We start from the raw sequence: 19,268 nt of genomic DNA, 5'->3' as shown, positions 1-19,268 counted from the left end.
ATGAGTATTGAAATTAATGTTCCAGATATCGGTGGCGATGACGTAGAAGTAACCGAAATCTTAGTAAGCGTTGGTGACAAAGTAGATGTTGACCAATCTTTACTGACAGTTGAAGGCGACAAAGCCTCAATGGAAGTACCTGCTGCGCAAGCGGGTACTGTAAAAGAAATTAAAGTAAATGTTGGCGACACGGTAACAACGGGCTCTTTAGTGTTTATATTTGAAGGCGAAAGCGCTGGTGCTGATGCAGCACCAGAAGCACCTGCTGAATCAACAGCCCCGGCTCAAGCTTCAGGTTCTTCAACTAAAGAAGTAACCGTACCAGATATTGGTGATGATGAAGTTGAAGTAACCGAAATCATGGTTGCTGTTGGCGACAGCGTAGAAGAAGAGCAATCTATCTTAAACGTTGAAGGCGACAAAGCGGCTATGGAAGTGCCTGCACCGTTTGCAGGTACTGTAAAAGAAATTAAAGTAGCTACTGGCGATACAGTTAAAACGGGTTCTTTGGTATTTGTTTTTGAAGTTGCTGGTTCAAGCGCTCCTGCATCAGATGAACCTAAGCAAGAGTCTGCACCAGCAGCGCAATCTGAAAGTTCTGCAACAAGTACAAAAGAAGTAAATGTACCAGATATTGGCGACGACGAAGTTGAAGTAACCGAAATCATGGTTGCTGTTGGCGATAGCGTAGAAGAAGAGCAATCTATCTTAAACGTTGAAGGCGACAAAGCAGCGATGGAAGTACCTGCGCCATTTGCAGGCACTGTAAAAGAAATTAAAGTAGCTACTGGCGATAAAGTTAAAACAGGCTCACTTATTTTTGTTTTTGAAGTAGCGGGCAGTGCACCAGCAAAAGCATCTGCGCCTGCTGAGCAAAAGCCAGCTGCAGCACCTGCAAAAACCGAGTCGGCACCAGCACAAGCTGCACCTGCGGCTAAAGCTAACAATGAAAGCTTTGAAAACAACAGCGCATATGCGCATGCATCGCCAGTTGTTCGTCGTTTAGCACGTGAGTTTGGTATTAACTTAGCTAACGTAAAAGGCACGGGTCGTAAATACCGTGTGGTTAAAGAAGACGTGCAAAACTATGTTAAAAGCCTAGTGAAGCAAGTTGAGTCTGGTCAAGTTTCAGCATCAGCAGGTAACGCCGGTGGTAGTGAGCTGGGCTTAATTCCTTGGCCTAAAGTAGATTTTGCTAAGTTTGGCGAAATTGAAGAGAAAAAACTGTCACGCATTCAAAAGTTATCGGGTAAAAACTTACACCGTAACTGGGTACAAATCCCACATGTAACACAGTTTGACGAAGCGGATATCACAAGTCTTGAAGCGTTCCGTAAAGAACAAAACGTGTTAAGCGAGAAGAAGAAGCTGGGCGTTAAAATTACACCACTTGTGTTTGTGATGAAAGCTGCAGCTAAAGTACTTGCAGAGTTCCCAACGTTTAACTCGTCGCTATCTGAAGATGGCGAAAGCTTGATACTTAAAAAATACATTAATATAGGTGTGGCAGTAGATACGCCTAATGGCTTAGTTGTTCCTGTGTTTAAAGACGTGGACAAAAAAGGCATTATTGAGTTATCTCGCGAGCTAATGGACGTGTCTAAAAAAGCGCGTGAAGGCAAGCTAACTGCATCAGACATGCAAGGCGGCTGTTTTACTATTTCAAGCCTTGGTGGAATTGGCGGTACGGCATTTACGCCGATTGTTAACGCACCAGAGGTAGCTATTTTAGGTGTATCTAAATCTGAGATTAAGCCTAAGTGGAACGGTAAAGAGTTTGAGCCTAAGTTAATGGTTCCGTTATCTATGTCGTACGATCACCGAGTGATTGATGGCGCACTAGCAGCACGTTGTACAGCAACACTTGCAAGCTACATGAGCGATATACGTCAATTAGTGATGTAACACCAATTTTATAAAAAAGGCGATCACTCTAGCGATTTAAATAGCACTTTAACGGCGTCAGAAATTACTCATATAGGAAAAACTATACAGCGTAATTTCTACCTTGTTATAGCGCTATTTTCTTGTCACGATAATTGCTCGCTAATTTAATTCAATTGATGTTTGTAAGAAAAACAAAATCAAATCCCAGCCAGTTGTTTTTAGCTGGGATTTTTACTATATGCAATGATACAATCTTTGCACTATTTGTGAATTGCTCTGATTTTCTGCCCATGCAGAAACATGGCAGTTAAATTTTAGGGCAGTGTCCCGTTCAAACAATTAAGGTAATAGCATGAGCAACGAATTAAAAACTCAAGTTGTTGTACTAGGCGGTGGCCCGGGTGGTTACTCTGCAGCTTTCCGTGCTGCTGACTTGGGCTTAGAAGTTACACTAGTAGAATCTCGTGAAACATTAGGTGGTGTATGTCTTAATGTTGGTTGTATTCCTTCAAAAGCACTTTTACACGTAGCTAAAGTAATTGATGACGCAGCTGAAATGTCATCTCATGGTGTTACTTTTGGCGCACCACAAATTGACTTAGACAAAATCCGCTCTTGGAAAGAGTCTGTTGTTGGTCAGCTTACGGGCGGCTTAGACGGCATGGCTAAAATGCGTAAAGTTAAAGTTGTACCAGGTTATGGTAAATTTACAGGTAGCAACACTTTAGCTGTTGAAGGTGCTGACGGCACAACAACTATTACATTCGACAATGCGATTATTGCCGCAGGTTCAAAACCAGTTAACTTACCATTTATCCCAGAAGATGATCGTGTAATTGACTCAACGGGCGCATTAGAGCTTAAAGATATACCTGAAAAACTACTTGTTTTAGGTGGTGGTATTATCGGTCTTGAAATGGGTACTGTTTACCGCGCGTTAGGTTCTGCTATTGATGTTGTAGAATTTGCTGATCAATTAGTTCCTGCAGCTGATAAAGACATCATCAAAATTTACCAAAAATACGTAAGCGATAAATTTAACGTTATGCTTTCAACTAAAGTTGTGGGTGTTGAAGCGAAAGATGATGGCTTATACGTTACATTTGAAGGCAAAAACGCACCAGCTGAACCAGTACGTTACGATAAAGTGCTTGTTGCCGTAGGTCGTACGCCTAACGGTAATTTACTTGATGCTGAAAAAGCAGGCGTAAATGTAGATGAGCGCGGCTTTATTAACGTTGATAAACAGTTACGTACTAATGTAAGCAACATTTTTGCAATTGGTGACTTAGTTGGCCAACCGATGCTTGCGCATAAAGCGGTTCACGAAGGCCATGTAGCTGCTGAGGTTATCTCTGGTCAGAAGCATTTCTTCGACCCTAAATGTATTCCTTCAATTGCCTACACTGACCCAGAAATTGCATGGGTAGGTGTTACTGAGAAAGAAGCTAAAGAGCAAGGTTTAAGCATTGAAACTGCGGTATTCCCGTGGGCTGCATCAGGCCGTGCAATTGCATCTTCTCGTACTGAAGGTTCTACTAAGCTTATTTTTGATAAAGAAAGCGGCCGTATAATCGGTGGTGCCATGATTGGTATTAACGCGGGCGAAATGCTTGGCGAAATCGGTTTAGGTATTGAAATGGGGGCAGATGGTGAAGATTTAGCGCTTACTATTCATGCTCACCCAACATTGAACGAATCAATTGGCCTTGCAGCTGAAATTTTTGAAGGTTCAATCACTGATTTACCAAATAAAAAAGCAGTTAAAAAGAAGAAGTAATTTCTTTTAACTAACACCGCTTTTTTAAAACCCAAGCTACGGCTTGGGTTTTTTGTTTTTATAACTGTTAATTTTAAAAATAAGCAAAGCTTGCTTTGATAAAGTGCCATTTTATTTTGAGCTGATAGCTGATAGCTGATAGCTGATAGCTGATAGCTGATAGCTGATAGCTGATAGCTGATAGCTGATAGCTGATAGCTGATAGCTGATAGCTGATAGCTGATAGCTGATAGCTGATAGCTGATAGCTGATAGCTGATATCTATTCATCACGTTTTTAGCTACAATACGCGCCGAACAATTTATAGGTAATTAATCACTGTGACTCACTCATCCCATAATTCAGTACTGTTATTACGCGCTCAGCAAATTAGTGAATCTCGTCGCGAATTTAATGCCCGTGGCGCTAAGTTAGCACGTTGTGAGCAATGCTTAATTGCAAAACACTACTGCATTTGTGAAGGTGTAGAGAAAGCGCAGTGTGATGCTGCAGTGTGTTTATTGATGTACCATAACGAAAGTTTTAAACCTTCGAATACTGGGCGTTTAATTGCCGAAATTATACCTGATAACCATGCTTTTAAGTGGGATAGAACTAACCCAGATGATGCGCTAATAGCGCTCATTAATGATGAGCAATATCAGCCAATGGTTATTTTTCCTGCTGAAGATGTAGAAGAGGGGCGAGCTATTACGCAAGTAAATATTGAGCCTAACAAAAAGCCGTTATTTATATTTTTAGATGGTACATGGCGTGAAGCGAAAAAAATGATTCGTAAAAGCCCATATTTAGATAACTTGCCCGTATTGTCTATAACAGCTGATAAATTATCAGATTATCGCTTACGAGTTGCGCCTCACGCGCATCAGTTAGGCACAGCTGAAGTGGGTATTTTAGTACTGGCACTCGCGGGTGAAATGGACGCAGCTAAAAAGCTTGAGGATCACTTTATAAAGTTTCGGGATGCGTATCTTATGGGAAAACGAAATAAAGGCAGACCAGAGTCTTTTTAATACCGATTGTATTGAGTGGTAGTATTAAATTTAGGGCAAAGAAAAGCGCGCTCTATCTCTAGGCGCGCTTGCGGAATCTTCTAATTTTCTGCATCCTGCAATTGAACTTAATCAACTCCAATTTTTACTGTTCCATGTTTATCGCTATATTACTTTCTAGTTCTATGCAATATAAGCCAATCCGGGCTTATCTCCTTTATTCCTAAACGTCCTGTTGTGGTAAAGCCTATTACCAAATCCTTCATGTGCACGTCCTAGTGCTTCCGTGTTGTTATCAATCCATTGTGTTGCCTGTTAAGGCCTGTCCTTTATATTCCTTCAACTTCCTGTTAAGCAACACTCCAATGTTGCACTCCTTTATGCATCTTCCTGATGCTGTCCGTTTATTAACACTCCGTTGCGATGCTCATCCTGAGCCTGTCCTAACTCCGTGTTATCCTTAATAACCAGTCACTGGTTTGCGAGTAATTAATCCCTGTCCTTTTACTCGTTAAGCGTCATTGCTTAATTGATGGGTTAAGTATAGGCGAATGGCTTAACTAAAGTAGGACAAAAACACGATACAGTTTATGTATTATTATTGTTAAATACTATAAAGGTTAACTTTATCAATGGTTTAAGTTGTTTTTGGTAGGTTTTTAATCGGCGTTTTACTTATAAGCTGGCACACCCGTGAGATATCTCTTACAAGGCATTTCTGTTTTGGACGTTTTTTTAGTATTTATGGCTATTTAGGGTGTGCACTTTTTAACTGTTCACGGTAGAATTATTGATAATAATTACTATTTAGGTGGAATAATGAAGAAAACACTCGCTATCGCTTTAGGGTTTATCGCATCGGCGCCAGCCTTTGCAAATGATGTTGTTAATATTTACTCTTTTCGCCAACCTTTTTTAATACAACCTATTTTAGACGATTTTACAAAGCAAACCGGTATTAAAACAAATGTTGTGTTTGCTAAAAAAGGATTAATTGAGCGTGTAAAACGTGAAGGTAAACATAGTAAAGCCGATTTAGTTTTAACGTCTAATTTTAGTGCACTTATTCAATTGGAAGATTTAAATTTAACTCAAACAATTAATAGCACTCACGTTGATAGTAACGTACCTTCTGCCTTTCGTGATGGTGATGGACAATGGGTCGCGTTAACAAAACGCGTGCGAAATGTATATTCATCAAAAGATCGTTTGGGCGCATTACCAAAGCTCACTTACGAAGAACTGGCTGATCCAAAATATAAAGGGCAAATTTGCACTCGTTCAGGTAAACATCCGTATAACTTAGGGTTGGTTGCTTCAATGATTGCGCATCACGGTGAAGCGCAAACTAAAACATGGCTTGAAGGCGTAAAGGCTAATTTAGCACGTAAACCACAAGGCAATGACCGTGCTCAAGTTAAAGCCGTTAAAGAGGGGCTATGTAATCTTGCGTTAGGCAATAGTTACTATTTAGGTAAAATGTTGCAAGACGAAGAACAAAAAACATGGGCAGAGGCAGTGCACATTAATTTCCCTAATCAAATTAATCGCGGCTCGCATATCAATGTGTCGGGAGCTGTTATTACTAAATATGCTAAAAACCCTGAAAATGCCTTGAAACTCATAGAGTATATGACCGACAATAAAGCGCAAAACATGTATGCATCACTTAATATGGAATACCCAGTTAAGCCTGGTGTGCAATTATCTAGTTTGGTTGCATCTTGGGGCAGCTTTAAAGAAGATAGCTTGTCACTTGATGAGATCAGTAAATATCGTCCGTTAGCGCTTAAGTTAATTGATGAGGTGAAGTTCGATCTTTAATGACTTATAAATTTAAGCTGTCTAAATGGCAGCTATTCGCGTGGTCGACAGGCTTGGTTTTGTCGGCCCCGTTGTTTTTCCTCTTATTTGAATCGCTACAAGGCAACTCCGAGGTTTTTACTCACCTTTGGGATACGGTGCTTTGGGATTACATTGCTAATACTGTACTACTTATTTTAGGGGTGTGTGTACTCAGTAGTGTTATCGCTTTGCCACTTGGTTGGCTAACCGCTTACTGCAACTTCCCAGGTAAAAAACACTTTGAATGGGCGCTCATGCTGCCTCTTGCCATGCCTACTTACATTATTGCCTACGTGTATACCGATTTACTAGATTATGCTGGGCCCGTGCAAATTACTCTGAGGGAGTGGTTTGGCTGGCAGTCACCCAATGATTACTGGTTTTTTGATATTCGCACATTGCCTGGTGCAATAGTCATGATTGCTTTGGTACTTTACCCCTATTTATTTTTAATTTTTAAAACAGCTTTGAGAGAGCAGTCTTTTAAATTGGTACAGGCAAGTCAATTAATGGGGCTTTCTCCTACCAAAAGTTTTTTTAAAGTGAGCCTTGTATTGTCTCGCGGCTCTATTGTTGCGGCCCTTGCGCTGATCAGTATGGAAACAATGGCTGATTTTGCAACCGTTAGTTATTTCGCTGTTAGCACGCTAACAACGGCGGTTTACGACACATGGTTTGGGTATTACTCATTGACTGCCGCTGCAAAAATATCAGGTGTTATGTTGTTATTGCTATTTTTAGCGCTTATGGCAGAGCGCTTTAGTCGTCGTAATCAAGCCGTATTTGAGCGTCAATCGGGTGTAAATAGCGAGGCACTTTATATTTTAAAGGGTAAGTCGGCTTGGTTAGCGACTGCATTTTGTAGTGTGGTTTTGCTTGTGTCTTTTGTGATCCCCATTGCGGTATTACTTAATTACGCGATTACCTATTTTGAAAAAGCGTGGAATGCTGAGTTTTTCAATTATGCATGGCAAAGTCTAAAAGTGGCAGGTGTTGTGAGTCTAATAACAATTGCATTGGGTGTATTTGTTGTTTTTTATCAACGCATAGCATCACACTCGTACCCACTTATTCCTGGGCGACTAGCGAGTACAGGTTATGCGCTACCTGGTACTGTGCTTGCCATTGCTGTGTTATTACCTCTTACCGTGTTAGAAAATGGCATTAATGCAGCATTAGAGTCATACAATTTAGACATAGGTCTGCTGCTAACAGGCAGTGTGCTTACTATAGTGATTGCTTATGTCGTTCGGTTTTATGCGATTGCTCACGGTGCAATAGAGTCGAGTTTTGTGCGTATTAGTCCATCGCTTGATATGGCAAGCCAGTCTATGGGTAAAAGCCAAGGCCAAACCTTGCGCTTAGTCCATCTACCTTTATTAAGGCGAGGCTTACTGACCGCTGCGTTATTAGTGTTTATTGAATGCATGAAAGAGCTGCCCGCAGCTTTACTCCTAAGGCCATTTAATTTTGAAAGCCTAGCAACGCATGTTTTCCAGTATGTAAGTGATGAGCAGTTAGAGCTGGCTTCTATATCTGCTTTGTTTATTGTTATTGTTGGATTTATCCCTTTGTATTTTATTAATCGTTCTATGGAGCAACACAGTTAAATGAGTAGTTTAATTTTGCAAGGTGTAAGCTATCACTATAACGGTACAAAGGTGATCGAAGACTTAGATTTAACGGTGGGTAAAGACGAGATTGTGTGTTTACTAGGTGCGAGTGGCTGCGGCAAAACCACCACACTAAAAGCCATTGCAGGTTTAGTTGAGGCCAAGCAAGGAAGTGTATTTATTGATGGTAAACTTGTCAGTGATGAATCAACATTTACAGCACCAGAGTACCGAAATATAGGTATGATGTTTCAAGATTACGCGTTGTTTCCTCATTTGAGCGTAGCAGATAACATTGCGTTTGGGTTAGGTAAAATGAGCCAATCCGAAAAGCAACAACGTGTAGATGAAATGCTTCAGTTAGTGCATTTGTCGGGTTGTGCCGATAGGTTTCCTCACCAGCTTTCCGGAGGGCAGCAGCAACGTGTTGCGATTGCACGTGCATTGGCCTACAAACCTAGTTTGTTATTACTCGACGAGCCCTTTTCTAATATAGATACTCAAGTTAGGTTTGAGTTAATTGCTGATATTCGCCGCATTATTAAGGCGCAACAAGTATCAGCGGTATTTGTTACCCATTCCAAAGAAGAGGCGTTTGCTTTTTCAGACACGCTTGCCATTATGCATCGTGGAAAAGTTGCCCAACAAGGCACGCCAGAGCAGCTTTTTGCTGCTCCTAGGTCAAAGGTGGTTGCAGAGTTTCTTGGTCAAGGCATATACTTACCCGCACAAGCATTAACGGCAACTGAATATAAAACACCTTTTGGTACTGTTGAGTCTGATACGCCAGCAAGCCACCATTCATGTAGTGGTGAGTTATATGTGCGGCCTCATCAAATAGAACTGGTGAAAGAGTGTCAAAGTGACAAACTCAGTAAACGGGCTACAATATTAAGTCGTCGCTTTATTGGTTCTGCTCATATTTATAAAGTTGTCATAGCCGAGCAAACGCTTGAAGTTGCAGCGCAATATGGCCAATCATTTGAAATCAATGAGCAGGTTATAATAAAAATAAACCCCCACACAGTGAACTTTTTTGAATCGTAATCAAATGTTATTTACTGTGTTTATATCTGTAAAACTGAGGAATAACAATGGCGCAAGCGCAATCTGGGATTTGTGCTGAAGCAAACCTACATGGTTTGCATTTATTTTTTAATGTGTTTGATGGTCAAGACGAATCATTGCGCGCTAAACTAAAGCAAGTAAGCGCTATTGAAGAGGAGTTTAACGATCAGTTTTCAGAGTCAATGTTGTCATGTGTTGTTGCCATTGGTGCCCAATATTGGCCTCATATCCTTCCTGAATATATTCCTAGTGAGCTGCAAAGCTTTCCCAATATAAATCATTCAGATCACCAAATGAGTGTCCAACCGTGTGACTTGTTTGTGCAGGTGCGTTCCGATAGAGAAGATGTAAATCACTTATTTGCACTGCAAGTTTTAAAGCTTTTTGCACCTGATGTAGAGCTGGTGGAGCAAATTCGTAACTTTCGCTTTTTAGATGGCCGAGACTTTAACGGCTTTATTTATGGTGGCGATATGCCACATGGTAGAAAAAAAAGAGCAACCGCGTTAATTAATAAACCAGGGTGTTTTGAAGATCAGGGAAGTTATATTCATGTTCAACGCTACAAACACGACTTAACTGTTTGGCAGCATTTATCGCTCAGTGAACAAGAACTAATAATGGGCCGTACACGCCTAGATAACACGTTAATAACCCCTGCGTTAAATACGAGCCATGCCACGCGCAGTGAATTAAAAGATGAAGAAGGGCAACCCCTTTTGTTGAATCAAAGTATGCCTTATGGTGATGTTTATGAACAAGGGATGTTATGCATAAGCTGCGCAAGCACTGGGACTGCATTTGAGGCTGTATTGAATAGCCGTTTAGGTGAGGGGGAGTGTTACGACCACTGGCTTGATTTTACTCAAGCCGATATGGGGTCAGCTTTTTTTGCCCCCTCAGTTGGGTTTTTAAAGCAAATTTAAACCGTATCAAACAAAATACGTACACGTTCAAGTGTTACGTCTATTTCAGAAATTTTTGCTGGAGCAATAAATATAGTATCGTCTCCGGCAATAGTACCGAGTACACCATCGGCCTTTCCTAACGAGTCAAGTAAGCGGGCAATAAGCTGCGCAGCACCTGGGCTTGTGCGAATAATGATCATCATTTCATTATGCATAATATCAATGACTAACTGGCGTAATGGGCTTTTAGCTGTAGGCACTCCCATTTCAGCGGGGAGGCAGTAAACCATTTCTTGCTTAGCATTACGGGTACGCACAGCGCCAAACTTACTTAACATGCGTGACACTTTACTCTGGCTTATATTATCAAAGCCTTGCTCTTTAAGCGCATCAACTATTTCGCCCTGAGAGCCAAAGTTTTCTTCTTTTAAAAGAGACTTAAACGCTTTTACCAATGCTTCTTGTTTATCTTGAGGTTGCATAGTCTTTGTTCATTATTTTTATTTATGCTGTAAATACTACACAAAAATGAATAATTATGCAGCAGTTGTTTAGTCAACTTGACAGTTTGATGCGATAAACCACCAAAGTTTACAACTATGGTCGAAAATATCGCAAAATAGGCCCGATAAATTTGTTTTTAGGCGCTAATTTCATTATCTTAAGGGCCACAAGTATTTCCTACCTCAAATGACGGAGAATTCCAATGAAAGTTGCTGTATTAGGTGCTGCAGGCGGTATCGGTCAAGCATTGTCTTTACTATTAAAAACAGGCTTACCAGCTGGTTCTGAATTATCACTTTACGATGTTGCACCAGTTGTACCAGGTGTTGCTGTTGACCTATCACACATCCCAACTGATGTTAAAGTAGCAGGTTTTGGTGCAGACGATTTAAACACAGCGCTTGACGGTGCTGATATTGTTTTAATCCCAGCGGGTATGCCACGTAAACCAGGTATGGATCGTGCAGATTTATTTAACGTAAATGCCGGTATCATCAAAACACTAGCTGAAGGCATTGTAGCTAGTTGCCCTAAAGCACTTGTGGGTATCATTACTAACCCAGTAAACGGCACCGTACCTATTGTTGCTGAAGTGTTTAAAAAAGCAGGCACATACGATGCAAGCCGTGTATTTGGTATTACTACGCTTGACGTCATTCGTTCAGAAGCATTTGTTGCTGAACTTAAAGGTGTAGACGTTGCTACAGTTAAAGTACCCGTAATTGGTGGTCACTCTGGCACAACTATCCTTCCTCTTCTTTCTCAAGTTGAAGGTGTTACTTTCACTGAAGACGAAGTTGCTGCGCTTACTCCACGTATCCAAAATGCAGGTACTGAAGTAGTAAATGCTAAAGCCGGTGGTGGTTCAGCTACATTATCAATGGGTGCTGCTGCAGCACGTTTTTGTATGTCTTTAGTTAAAGGCCTACAAGGTGAAGAAGTTGTAGACTATGCATATGTTGCTGTTGAAGATGGTGATGCAGAGTATTTTGCACACCCAGTACGCTTAGGTAAAAACGGCGTTGAAGAAATTCTTTCTTACGGCGAACTTAGCGCTTTTGAAGAAAAAGCGAAAAACGACATGCTTGAGACTCTGAAAAAAGACATCAAAGAAGGTGTTGATTTCATGGCGTAATAGCCAAATTGAGCATTAAAAAAGCCTGCATTTGCAGGCTTTTTTGTTGATCTAAATTTATTTACATCGAGCCACTAAATATTAATGGTCACGGTCCACCGCTATGCGGGCTAAGCTGACTAATGCGTGTTTGTAATCAGATTCAGGTAAAAAGTTTAGGCAAGCAATTGCTTTATCAGCTTCTAATTCGGCTTTTTTCATTGTGAACTCTAAAGCATTGGTATGCTTTAACGCATCTAATATAGCCTCTAAATTGTCCATTCCGTTACTGTGCTCAATGGCGTCTCGGATAAGCTGTTTTTGCTCACTGTTACCATGTTGCATCGCATATATGAGTGGTAGGGTAGGTTTTCCCTCGGCTAAATCATCACCAATATTTTTACCTAGCTGGTCTGCATCGGCATTATAATCCAGCACATCGTCAACAAGTTGAAATGCCGTGCCTAGGTGCATGCCATACAAGTTTAACGCATTGAGAGTGGCTTCATCATTGTCGGTAATAATGGCTGCAAGCCCAGTTGCAGCTTCAAACAACTTAGCTGTTTTAGAGTAAATAACTTGCATGTAGCTGGCTTCGGTTGTGTCCGGATCGTTGCAATTCATAAGCTGCAGCACTTCACCTTCAGCAATAATATTGGTTGCATCAGCAAGTATTTGCATAATTTGCATTTTGCCCAAACCGACCATTAACTGAAATGAGCGCGTGTAAATAAAGTCGCCAACTAATACGCTTGCAGCATTACCAAATTCAGCGTTAGCTGTAGGCGTGCCTCGGCGCAAATTTGACTCGTCAACAACGTCGTCGTGTAATAAGGTCGCGGTGTGAATAAACTCAACAATGGTCGCAAGCGTAATGTGATCTTTACCAGTATATCCTAGCGCTTTGGCTGCTAGAATAGCTAACATAGGGCGAACGCGTTTGCCGCCGCTGCTAACTATGTATAAACCAAGTTGGTTTACTAACGCCACATCTGAGCGCATTTGCGCATGTATAAGTTGATTGACGTCATTCATATCGCTTTCTATTAACGCCTGGATAGCTTTTATATCCATTGATCTCCGAGCCAATTTTTATGTGTGAACGGCGCAGATTGTACAACAAAAAACGCACTAGCTCGATATTTTGTGACGATTGATTTAAAAAAACCACTTAAAGTGCTTAATAAGTGCTTAATTTAATAATAAGTCTGTTTAATTATTGGGCAGTGGAAGTGGTTTTTGAGTTTGAAGAATGTACTGCATAGGTTGCATTTTGCTCAGTAGGATTATTTTTGCAAAGAGTTAAAAAGCGCTTGGCAAAAGGCTTAATTAATATAAAATAAAGAAAATATTGAATTGCTCTCAAAGCAGCTACTTTTTATTCATTTTAATTACAAAATAGGCTTGCTAGTTATTTCGCGTTAGCGTAAACTTCGCGCCCTATCGAAGAATATTTTAGTTGCACCGATTTGAGGGTGCACAGACGGAGTTAATTATGTACGCGGTTTTCCAAAGTGGTGGTAAACAGCATCGTGTGACTGAAGGTCAAACGATTCGTCTTGAAAAATTAGACGTTGAAACTGGTGCGGCAGTTGAATTTGATTCAGTGCTTTTAGTTGCTGATGGTGAGAAGATCGAGATCGGTGTACCGTTCGTAAACGGTGGTAAGATAACAGCTGAGGTTGTTTCACATGGTCGCGGTGAGAAGATTAAGGTTGTTAAATTTAGACGCCGTAAGCATTCTCGTAAGCAAATGGGCCACCGTCAATGGTTCACAGAAGTTAAAATCACTGGCATTAGCGCTTAATTAGAGGTACTTAGAAATGGCACATAAAAAAGCAGCTGGTAGTACTCGTAACGGTCGCGATTCAGAAAGCAAACGCCTAGGTGTTAAGCGTTTTGGTGGCGAATCAGTTCTAGCGGGTAGCATCATTGTTCGTCAGCGTGGAACACGTTTCCACCCTGGTACAAACGTAGGTATCGGTAAAGACCACACTATCTTCGCAAAAGCAGATGGTAAAGTTCAGTTTGAACAAAAAGGTCCTTTAAACCGTAAATACGTAACTATCGTAACTGAGTAATCAGTAAGGTAGTTAAAAAACCCCGCCTTTGCGGGGTTTTTTGTTTTGAGAAAAAAATATATACCAAAGCCAAGCCTGCAATCGGCTTGGCTTCGGTATATAATGTATAAATTAGCAAGCCAATCCCTAAAGTGAGTAATCATGAAGTTTGTAGATGAAGTAGAAATTCGCGCAGAGGCCGGAGACGGCGGAAGCGGTATCGTGTCTTTCCGACGTGAAAAATATGTCCCAGATGGTGGGCCTGACGGCGGTGACGGTGGAGACGGTGGTAGTGTTTATCTACAGGCTGATGAAAACTTAAATACCCTGATTGATTATCAGTTTGAGCGCTTTCACAGAGCTGAGCGCGGTACAAACGGGCGCAGCCGAAACTGTACAGGTAAAAAAGCAGACGACTTATTTGTAATGGTGCCAGTGGGTACGCGTATTACCGATGTTGATACGCAAGAAGGGCTTGGGGATTTGACTCAACATGGTCAACGAATTTTGGTTGCAAAAGGTGGTTTCCACGGCTTGGGGAATGCACGTTTTAAATCAAGTACTAACCGAGCGCCTCGTCAAAAAACATTAGGTACCCCTGGTGAAGTACGTAACTTAAAACTAGAGCTACTACTATTAGCCGATGTGGGCTTATTAGGTTTACCAAATGCAGGTAAATCAACGTTTATCCGCAGTGTGTCAGCAGCAAGGCCAAAAGTAGCCGATTACCCATTTACAACACTTATTCCTAATTTAGGTGTGGTGCGCCCTGAAGCTAATAAGTCATTTGTAATAGCTGATATACCAGGGTTAATTGAAGGTGCATCTGATGGTGCTGGTTTAGGTATTCGTTTCTTAAAGCATTTAGAGCGCTGTCGTGTGTTATTGCACATTATTGACGTAATGCCTGTGGATGGATCAAATCCAGTCGATAATGCGTTTGCAATTATAAACGAACTGCATCAATACAGTCCTAAGCTTGCAGAAAAGCCGCGTTGGTTAGTATTTAATAAAATAGACTTATTGCCTGAAGATGAAGCACAAGCATTATGCGATGCGATTGCACAAGAGCTAGGTGAGTCTGAAAATATCTATAAAATTTCAGCTATTAACAAGCTGCATACTCAACCGCTTATACACGACATTATGACATTGCTTGATAGCATGCCTAAAGAGAAGTTTGAGCAAGTTGAAGATGAAGAAATAGAATTTAAGTGGGATACCTACCATCAAAAAGCCACCAAAGGCGACGATGATGACTGGGATGACTGGGATGAAGATGATTACGATGTAGAAGTAGTCTACGAACGTTAATTTTCATTAGATATAAAAAGGAGCAGTGGCTCCTTTTTTGTTTTTTAATAGTAAAGTATTAGGTATTTAATGTGATTATTTCAATGATTGCCGCCATGGCAAATAACCGTGTTATTGGTCTTGATAATAAAATGCCGTGGCATTTACCTGCAGATCTTCAACATTTTAAAGCCGTTACTACAGGCAAGCCTGTGATCATGGGTCGTAAAACTTTTGAGTCTATTGGCTGTCCTTTACCTGGTAGACGCAATGTTATTATAACGCGCAACAATGAATATAAGGCCGAGGGTATTGAAACGGTAACAAGTCCAGAGGCCGCGCTGAGCTTGGTTTGTGATGTTGAAGAAGTGATGGTTATTGGTGGTGGAAATGTTTATCAGCAGTTTTTAACACAAGCTGAGCGCTTATATTTAACCTTTATTGATCTCGATGTTGAAGGCGATACACAGTTCCCTGATTACCAAGCTATTGCAAATTGGGAAGTGAAAGAAGAGCAATCTAAACAGCCAGACGAAAAAAATAAATATAGTTATAAATTCGTAACTTTATATAAATACTGCTAACATTATTGCGTAAGGTTAACTAGGTTGGTACAATATTAACCAGTTAACGTAGGAATAAAGTACCAAACAAGGGTCAACAATGTTTAAATTATCAAAGTTAGTTGTTATTGCTGCTATCGCTGCAGTTTCACTTTCGTACACAGCTCCAGTAAAAGCTGATGATCAACTAGCACTATCTATTTGCGAGTATATCGCAGCAGATGATAAAAACCGTTTACGTAGCAAGCTAAAAAGCTCTCGTGTAAAAATTCGTAACATATATGATTCTATTCAATGTAACGGTAATAACTTATTGCGTCATGCCGTTGCCAGCAATGCTGTAGATGCAGGTGAGTATATTGTTAAAAACTTATCTAAAAGTTCATTGTCAGACGGTGCTGACATAGCGTGGGCTGAAGGCAATCATGCAGGTTCTGCGCTTATTCCTGTAATTAAAGACCGTGCTGGTTTGTAATTATTAGTAGATTTAAAAAAGCCGCGATTATCGCGGTTTTTTTATTACTTAAAGTAAGTTAATGCGTTATTCCAATCTGCAATTATACTTACTTAAATTGCATGGCTAAATTTGGCGCTAACTGATTGAAAGTATATGATAGTAGACGACGTTAATAAATTTTTCCTTGTTATTGACGAGATTTAGTGACTTCGAAAGAGGATACTTAATTAAGCGAGTTACTATAACTAAAAAGCCGATATTACTTAGTAATATCGGCTTTTTACGTGTTCAACCAATTTAGCCGGTTTTAGCCTATTTAATTTAAAGGCGAACACTACTTTATAGTAACGCATTTAATCGCTTATAAAAGCTTCACCGTCAGTTATCCACTTGGCTGCGGGTTGACCTTTTAAATAATGATCGAAGTACTGCATCATACGCACTGAAAAATCGACCTGATTAGGAAACTTTTTCAAGTGATGTGGTTCGCCTTCGTACTGTAAAAAGGTCGCATCTTTACCTGCACGACGCAGCGCTAAATAGTACTGCACCCCTTCGTGCCATGGTACGGCATCGTCTTTGTCACCAAACATAATTAAGATTGGCGTATTTACTTTGTCGGCAAAAAATACAGGCGAGTTTTCAATATACAACTCTGGCGCCTCAAATAAGTTTTTACCTATGCGGCTTTGCCCTGTTTCGTACTGAAACTGGCGAGCAAGGCCTGACTTTAAGCGTATGCCACTGTATGCGCTGGTCATGTTAGATACCGGTGCGCCTGATACAACCGCTTTAAACATATCTGTTTGGGTGATCATAAATGCACTTTGGTATCCAGCCCATGAGTGGCCTTGCAAGCCAATTTTGTTTGGATCAGCAATACCAAGATCTATTAACTTTTGGGTAGCGTTGATCATAGTTTGCGTTGACGATTTGCCCGGGTGACCTATTTCAAAACGAATATCAGGTAAAAAGATGGCGTAGCCATTTGATGTAAACATTGGGAAATTAGGGCGATGATTTAACTCCATTTTAGGAAAATCAAACATACGCTGGCTCATGTAACGATAAAAATAAACGACAACAGGCACTTTATCGCCTTTTTTGTAACCGTCAGGTTTTATTAAAACACCTTGCAAGTCTTCACCATCAAAGCCTTTGTAGCTAATCAGTTCAGGTTTTTCACCCCAAGCAAAATTTGCGGTTTGAGGGTTCAAATCAGTTACTTTTTGTGTGCTTAAAAAGCTTAAGTCGGTTTGATAAAAATCTGGGAACTGATGATAAGTCTGTTCTGTAAATAGGTATTTATCTGCTTTCTTGGCTTTTTTAACAATATCAAAACGTTTATCACCACTGAGTACTTTAGTGATGATTGTGTTTTCTAAATCAAGCTTAGCCACTTCGCTTTGCTTTGTTTGAAGGTTAACAGCAGTAACTAGCAGTGTTTCATCTTGTTTAAAGCCTACCTGGCTGTTATCGAGCTTAATGACGCGATACTGTGTATTAGTCTGCTTTCCATTTGTTAAGCGTTTAGCTTGTTTGGTGTTTACATTAAACGCCCAAATATCATATTTGCTATAAGCAAGTACTTGGCTGCTATCGCTCATCCAGCCTGCAAAACCATAGCCTGGTTGATCTGATGGGTAATCGTGTTTGTCGTCGGCAAAGGTTGCTTTTAGGGCTTGTGTAACCGGAGTAACCTTATTGTTAGCTAATTCTTTTAGTTGTATTTGGTTGTCGGCAAAGTAAGCCGCAAATAAGCCATTAGGAGAAAGAGAAGGCCTAAAAGGGCTGTTAGTCACAATAGGAGTTTGCTTGCCTGTATTGATGTTTACAGCGTAGTAATCTGCAAAAAATCCGCCATACATTATTTTTTCTAAATAGGGAGTGTTTGACGAGCCTAGCAAGGAAGTATCGCGCTCTGTATTGAGAGCAACACTCGGCATTGCAGGAGTACTGAGTTGAACTACTTTTTGTGAATTTACATGATATACGGCTTCGTAGTGACGGTGCTTATTAACCGCGTTCCATTGTTGTTTTTCGCGTGGTTTTATCTCTGGGTCTTTGTTATGCCAAATATCCAAGCCTTTTTGCTCGCGAATGGTCTCAATGTCATAGAGTGAGGTTTCATCTACGAATTCTTTTGCTTTTACTTTCGCTGCAAGTTTTGGTCGGTTTTCAAAGTATAAGCGTTTGCCGTTTTCTGACCAGCTTAGTTTTGCAGTTTTGCCTATAGTCCACTCTTTGTTTGAAGATTCAATAGTTAAAAGTGTTTCGTTTTTCCATAATTGTAGTGAGTGGTTTCGACGGCGAGTATCTTCGTTTACATAATTACCCAATGTAAATGCCACGGTTGTTTCGATTGGGTGCCACGCTATTTTATTCGCAACAACACCGGGTTCATCAATTAGCACTTCACTTTTAAAAGATGTAAGTGAGATTAGCTTTATTTGGTTGTCGTTACCATCAGGGTAACTTTGGCTTAGCAAAAGCTGATCATTGGTAGCACTTATACTGTAACTAAAAACGTTATCAATAGTTTCACTTTGTTGGTTTTTTAAATTAACAATAACAAGCGAGTAAACCTTGTCTTTTTTGTCAGGTGAAATAGCGCTGCTGTCTTCCTCTTCACTCTCATCCTTGGGTTTTTTTTCTACATTATCAGTTTTATCTGCTTTTATATCTAAGCGATAGGCAAGCCATACTCCATCGTTTGATAATGCGTAGTCTTTTACATTCTCAAAACTTTTTTGCTCACCTGTTTCAGTATTCACTAGCACTAAGTTATTTTTAAGCGTGTTTTTTTTCTTGGTGGTTTCTTTTTCGAGTAATGTGGGTACTTGCGTAAAAGCAACCCAGTTAGCCGCTTTGTTTATAAGCGGTTTTGTACCTCGTTCAACTTCACTTATTAAGCTGTTATTTGTTAAAGAGTATACTTGCCCTGTCGCATTGCCGCGATATGGCGTAGCACTCAAAGATAAAATACGGCCATCTTCAGATAGCTGTGTGCTTTTGGCTGATTTGAAGTTAAATACGTCTGTAAATTCTAATGCATCTTTTGCACTAGGCGCGGTGCTGACTAAGCTAGTAATAAATGCGCTACTAAGTAGGGTGAGCTTTGTTTTCATTATTGAATCTCGTTTTTTAACATTATTTGATTGTAACGAGTTTGGCTAATATTTCG

At 40.4% G+C, this 19,268-nt stretch carries 16 protein-coding genes; 13 read left to right on the top strand and 3 right to left on the bottom strand.

Annotated elements, in window-relative coordinates; genetic code table 11:
• The 7 genes from aceF (at position 1) to ATS76_RS13245 (ending at position 10,111) form a co-directional block, all read left to right on the top strand.
• Positions 1-1,905: a pyruvate dehydrogenase complex dihydrolipoyllysine-residue acetyltransferase gene (gene aceF, locus ATS76_RS13280; RefSeq protein ID WP_058552511.1), complete on the top strand. Its 1,905-nt coding sequence runs from the start codon at positions 1-3 to the stop codon at positions 1,903-1,905.
• 334 nt (positions 1,906-2,239) lie between these two features.
• The gene (lpdA, locus tag ATS76_RS13275; protein ID WP_039038017.1) at positions 2,240-3,667 is read left to right on the top strand and encodes a dihydrolipoyl dehydrogenase; all 1,428 of its coding nucleotides are present in this window, start codon (positions 2,240-2,242) and stop codon (positions 3,665-3,667) included.
• A gap of 320 nt (positions 3,668-3,987) precedes the next feature.
• On the top strand, positions 3,988-4,680 hold the full coding sequence (locus ATS76_RS13265; protein ID WP_058552509.1) for a tRNA-uridine aminocarboxypropyltransferase: 693 nt from the start codon (positions 3,988-3,990) through the stop codon (positions 4,678-4,680).
• 798 nt (positions 4,681-5,478) lie between these two features.
• Positions 5,479-6,483, top strand: coding sequence for a Fe(3+) ABC transporter substrate-binding protein (locus ATS76_RS13260; RefSeq protein WP_058552508.1), 1,005 nt, complete (start codon positions 5,479-5,481; stop codon positions 6,481-6,483).
• Positions 6,483-8,114, top strand: a complete 1,632-nt coding sequence (locus ATS76_RS13255) for an ABC transporter permease (RefSeq protein WP_058552507.1) — start codon at positions 6,483-6,485, stop codon at positions 8,112-8,114. The genes ATS76_RS13260 and ATS76_RS13255 overlap by 1 nt, the downstream gene beginning before the upstream one ends.
• Complete coding sequence (locus ATS76_RS13250) at positions 8,115-9,164, top strand: ABC transporter ATP-binding protein (protein WP_058552506.1); 1,050 nt, start codon at positions 8,115-8,117, stop codon at positions 9,162-9,164. It abuts the gene before it with no gap.
• Between the two features lie 47 nt (positions 9,165-9,211).
• Positions 9,212-10,111 (top strand): Dyp-type peroxidase, encoded by a 900-nt coding sequence (locus tag ATS76_RS13245; RefSeq protein ID WP_058552505.1) that lies wholly within the window; start codon positions 9,212-9,214, stop codon positions 10,109-10,111.
• Here ATS76_RS13245 and argR read toward each other — a convergent pair.
• On the bottom strand, positions 10,108-10,575 hold the full coding sequence (argR, locus tag ATS76_RS13240) for a transcriptional regulator ArgR (RefSeq protein ID WP_006794541.1): 468 nt from the start codon (positions 10,573-10,575) through the stop codon (positions 10,108-10,110). The two genes, ATS76_RS13245 and argR, sit on opposite strands and share 4 nt — an antisense overlap.
• Before the next feature lie 224 nt (positions 10,576-10,799).
• Between argR and mdh the strand changes: the two genes are divergently transcribed.
• On the top strand, positions 10,800-11,732 hold the full coding sequence (gene mdh, locus ATS76_RS13235) for a malate dehydrogenase (protein ID WP_058552504.1): 933 nt from the start codon (positions 10,800-10,802) through the stop codon (positions 11,730-11,732).
• Between the two features lie 81 nt (positions 11,733-11,813).
• Here the strand turns inward: mdh and ispB are convergent, their stop codons facing one another.
• A complete protein-coding gene (gene ispB, locus ATS76_RS13230; RefSeq protein ID WP_058552503.1) occupies positions 11,814-12,785 on the bottom strand; it encodes an octaprenyl diphosphate synthase in 972 nt (323 codons plus the stop codon).
• Positions 12,786-13,206: 421 nt separating this feature from the next.
• Here ispB and rplU point away from each other — a divergent pair, with 421 nt between their 5' ends.
• The 5 genes from rplU (at position 13,207) to ATS76_RS13205 (ending at position 16,102) form a co-directional block, all read left to right on the top strand.
• The gene (gene rplU / locus ATS76_RS13225; RefSeq protein WP_006794538.1) at positions 13,207-13,518 is read left to right on the top strand and encodes a 50S ribosomal protein L21; all 312 of its coding nucleotides are present in this window, start codon (positions 13,207-13,209) and stop codon (positions 13,516-13,518) included.
• Between the two features lie 16 nt (positions 13,519-13,534).
• Entirely contained in the window at positions 13,535-13,792 is a 258-nt protein-coding gene (gene rpmA, locus ATS76_RS13220) for a 50S ribosomal protein L27 (protein ID WP_002957747.1), read from the top strand.
• Between the two features lie 141 nt (positions 13,793-13,933).
• The gene (cgtA, locus tag ATS76_RS13215) at positions 13,934-15,085 is read left to right on the top strand and encodes an Obg family GTPase CgtA (RefSeq protein ID WP_058404498.1); all 1,152 of its coding nucleotides are present in this window, start codon (positions 13,934-13,936) and stop codon (positions 15,083-15,085) included.
• Positions 15,086-15,156: 71 nt separating this feature from the next.
• On the top strand, positions 15,157-15,648 hold the full coding sequence (gene folA / locus ATS76_RS13210; protein ID WP_058552502.1) for a type 3 dihydrofolate reductase: 492 nt from the start codon (positions 15,157-15,159) through the stop codon (positions 15,646-15,648).
• 79 nt (positions 15,649-15,727) lie between these two features.
• On the top strand, positions 15,728-16,102 hold the full coding sequence (locus ATS76_RS13205) for a DUF3718 domain-containing protein (RefSeq protein WP_058552501.1): 375 nt from the start codon (positions 15,728-15,730) through the stop codon (positions 16,100-16,102).
• 335 nt (positions 16,103-16,437) lie between these two features.
• Here ATS76_RS13205 and ATS76_RS13200 read toward each other — a convergent pair whose 3' ends face one another.
• Positions 16,438-19,212 carry a S9 family peptidase gene (locus ATS76_RS13200; protein WP_058552500.1) on the bottom strand — a complete coding sequence of 925 codons (2,775 nt, stop codon included), beginning with the start codon at positions 19,210-19,212 and terminating at the stop codon, positions 16,438-16,440.
• Between the last annotated feature and the right edge of the window lie 56 nt (positions 19,213-19,268).

Source organism: Pseudoalteromonas sp. 10-33 (assembly GCF_001469195.1).
Taxonomy (GTDB): domain Bacteria; phylum Pseudomonadota; class Gammaproteobacteria; order Enterobacterales; family Alteromonadaceae; genus Pseudoalteromonas.
Note: the sequence above shows the minus strand (reverse complement) of the source record. Positions and strands in the feature narration are given on the sequence as shown.

What these genes read in the sequence shown, in the direction of transcription:
- aceF (WP_058552511.1), top strand. Translation starts at nt 1, where the DNA reads ATGAGTATTGAAATTAATGTTCCAGATATCGGTGGCGATGACGTAGAA.
- lpdA (WP_039038017.1), top strand. Translation starts at nt 2,240, where the DNA reads ATGAGCAACGAATTAAAAACTCAAGTTGTTGTACTAGGCGGTGGCCCG.
- ATS76_RS13260 (WP_058552508.1), top strand. Translation starts at nt 5,479, where the DNA reads ATGAAGAAAACACTCGCTATCGCTTTAGGGTTTATCGCATCGGCGCCA.
- ATS76_RS13255 (WP_058552507.1), top strand. Translation starts at nt 6,483, where the DNA reads ATGACTTATAAATTTAAGCTGTCTAAATGGCAGCTATTCGCGTGGTCG.
- ATS76_RS13250 (WP_058552506.1), top strand. Translation starts at nt 8,115, where the DNA reads ATGAGTAGTTTAATTTTGCAAGGTGTAAGCTATCACTATAACGGTACA.
- ATS76_RS13245 (WP_058552505.1), top strand. Translation starts at nt 9,212, where the DNA reads ATGGCGCAAGCGCAATCTGGGATTTGTGCTGAAGCAAACCTACATGGT.
- argR (WP_006794541.1), bottom strand. Translation starts at nt 10,575, where the DNA reads ATGCAACCTCAAGATAAACAAGAAGCATTGGTAAAAGCGTTTAAGTCT.
- mdh (WP_058552504.1), top strand. Translation starts at nt 10,800, where the DNA reads ATGAAAGTTGCTGTATTAGGTGCTGCAGGCGGTATCGGTCAAGCATTG.
- ispB (WP_058552503.1), bottom strand. Translation starts at nt 12,785, where the DNA reads ATGGATATAAAAGCTATCCAGGCGTTAATAGAAAGCGATATGAATGAC.
- rplU (WP_006794538.1), top strand. Translation starts at nt 13,207, where the DNA reads ATGTACGCGGTTTTCCAAAGTGGTGGTAAACAGCATCGTGTGACTGAA.
- rpmA (WP_002957747.1), top strand. Translation starts at nt 13,535, where the DNA reads ATGGCACATAAAAAAGCAGCTGGTAGTACTCGTAACGGTCGCGATTCA.
- cgtA (WP_058404498.1), top strand. Translation starts at nt 13,934, where the DNA reads ATGAAGTTTGTAGATGAAGTAGAAATTCGCGCAGAGGCCGGAGACGGC.
- ATS76_RS13205 (WP_058552501.1), top strand. Translation starts at nt 15,728, where the DNA reads ATGTTTAAATTATCAAAGTTAGTTGTTATTGCTGCTATCGCTGCAGTT.
- ATS76_RS13200 (WP_058552500.1), bottom strand. Translation starts at nt 19,212, where the DNA reads ATGAAAACAAAGCTCACCCTACTTAGTAGCGCATTTATTACTAGCTTA.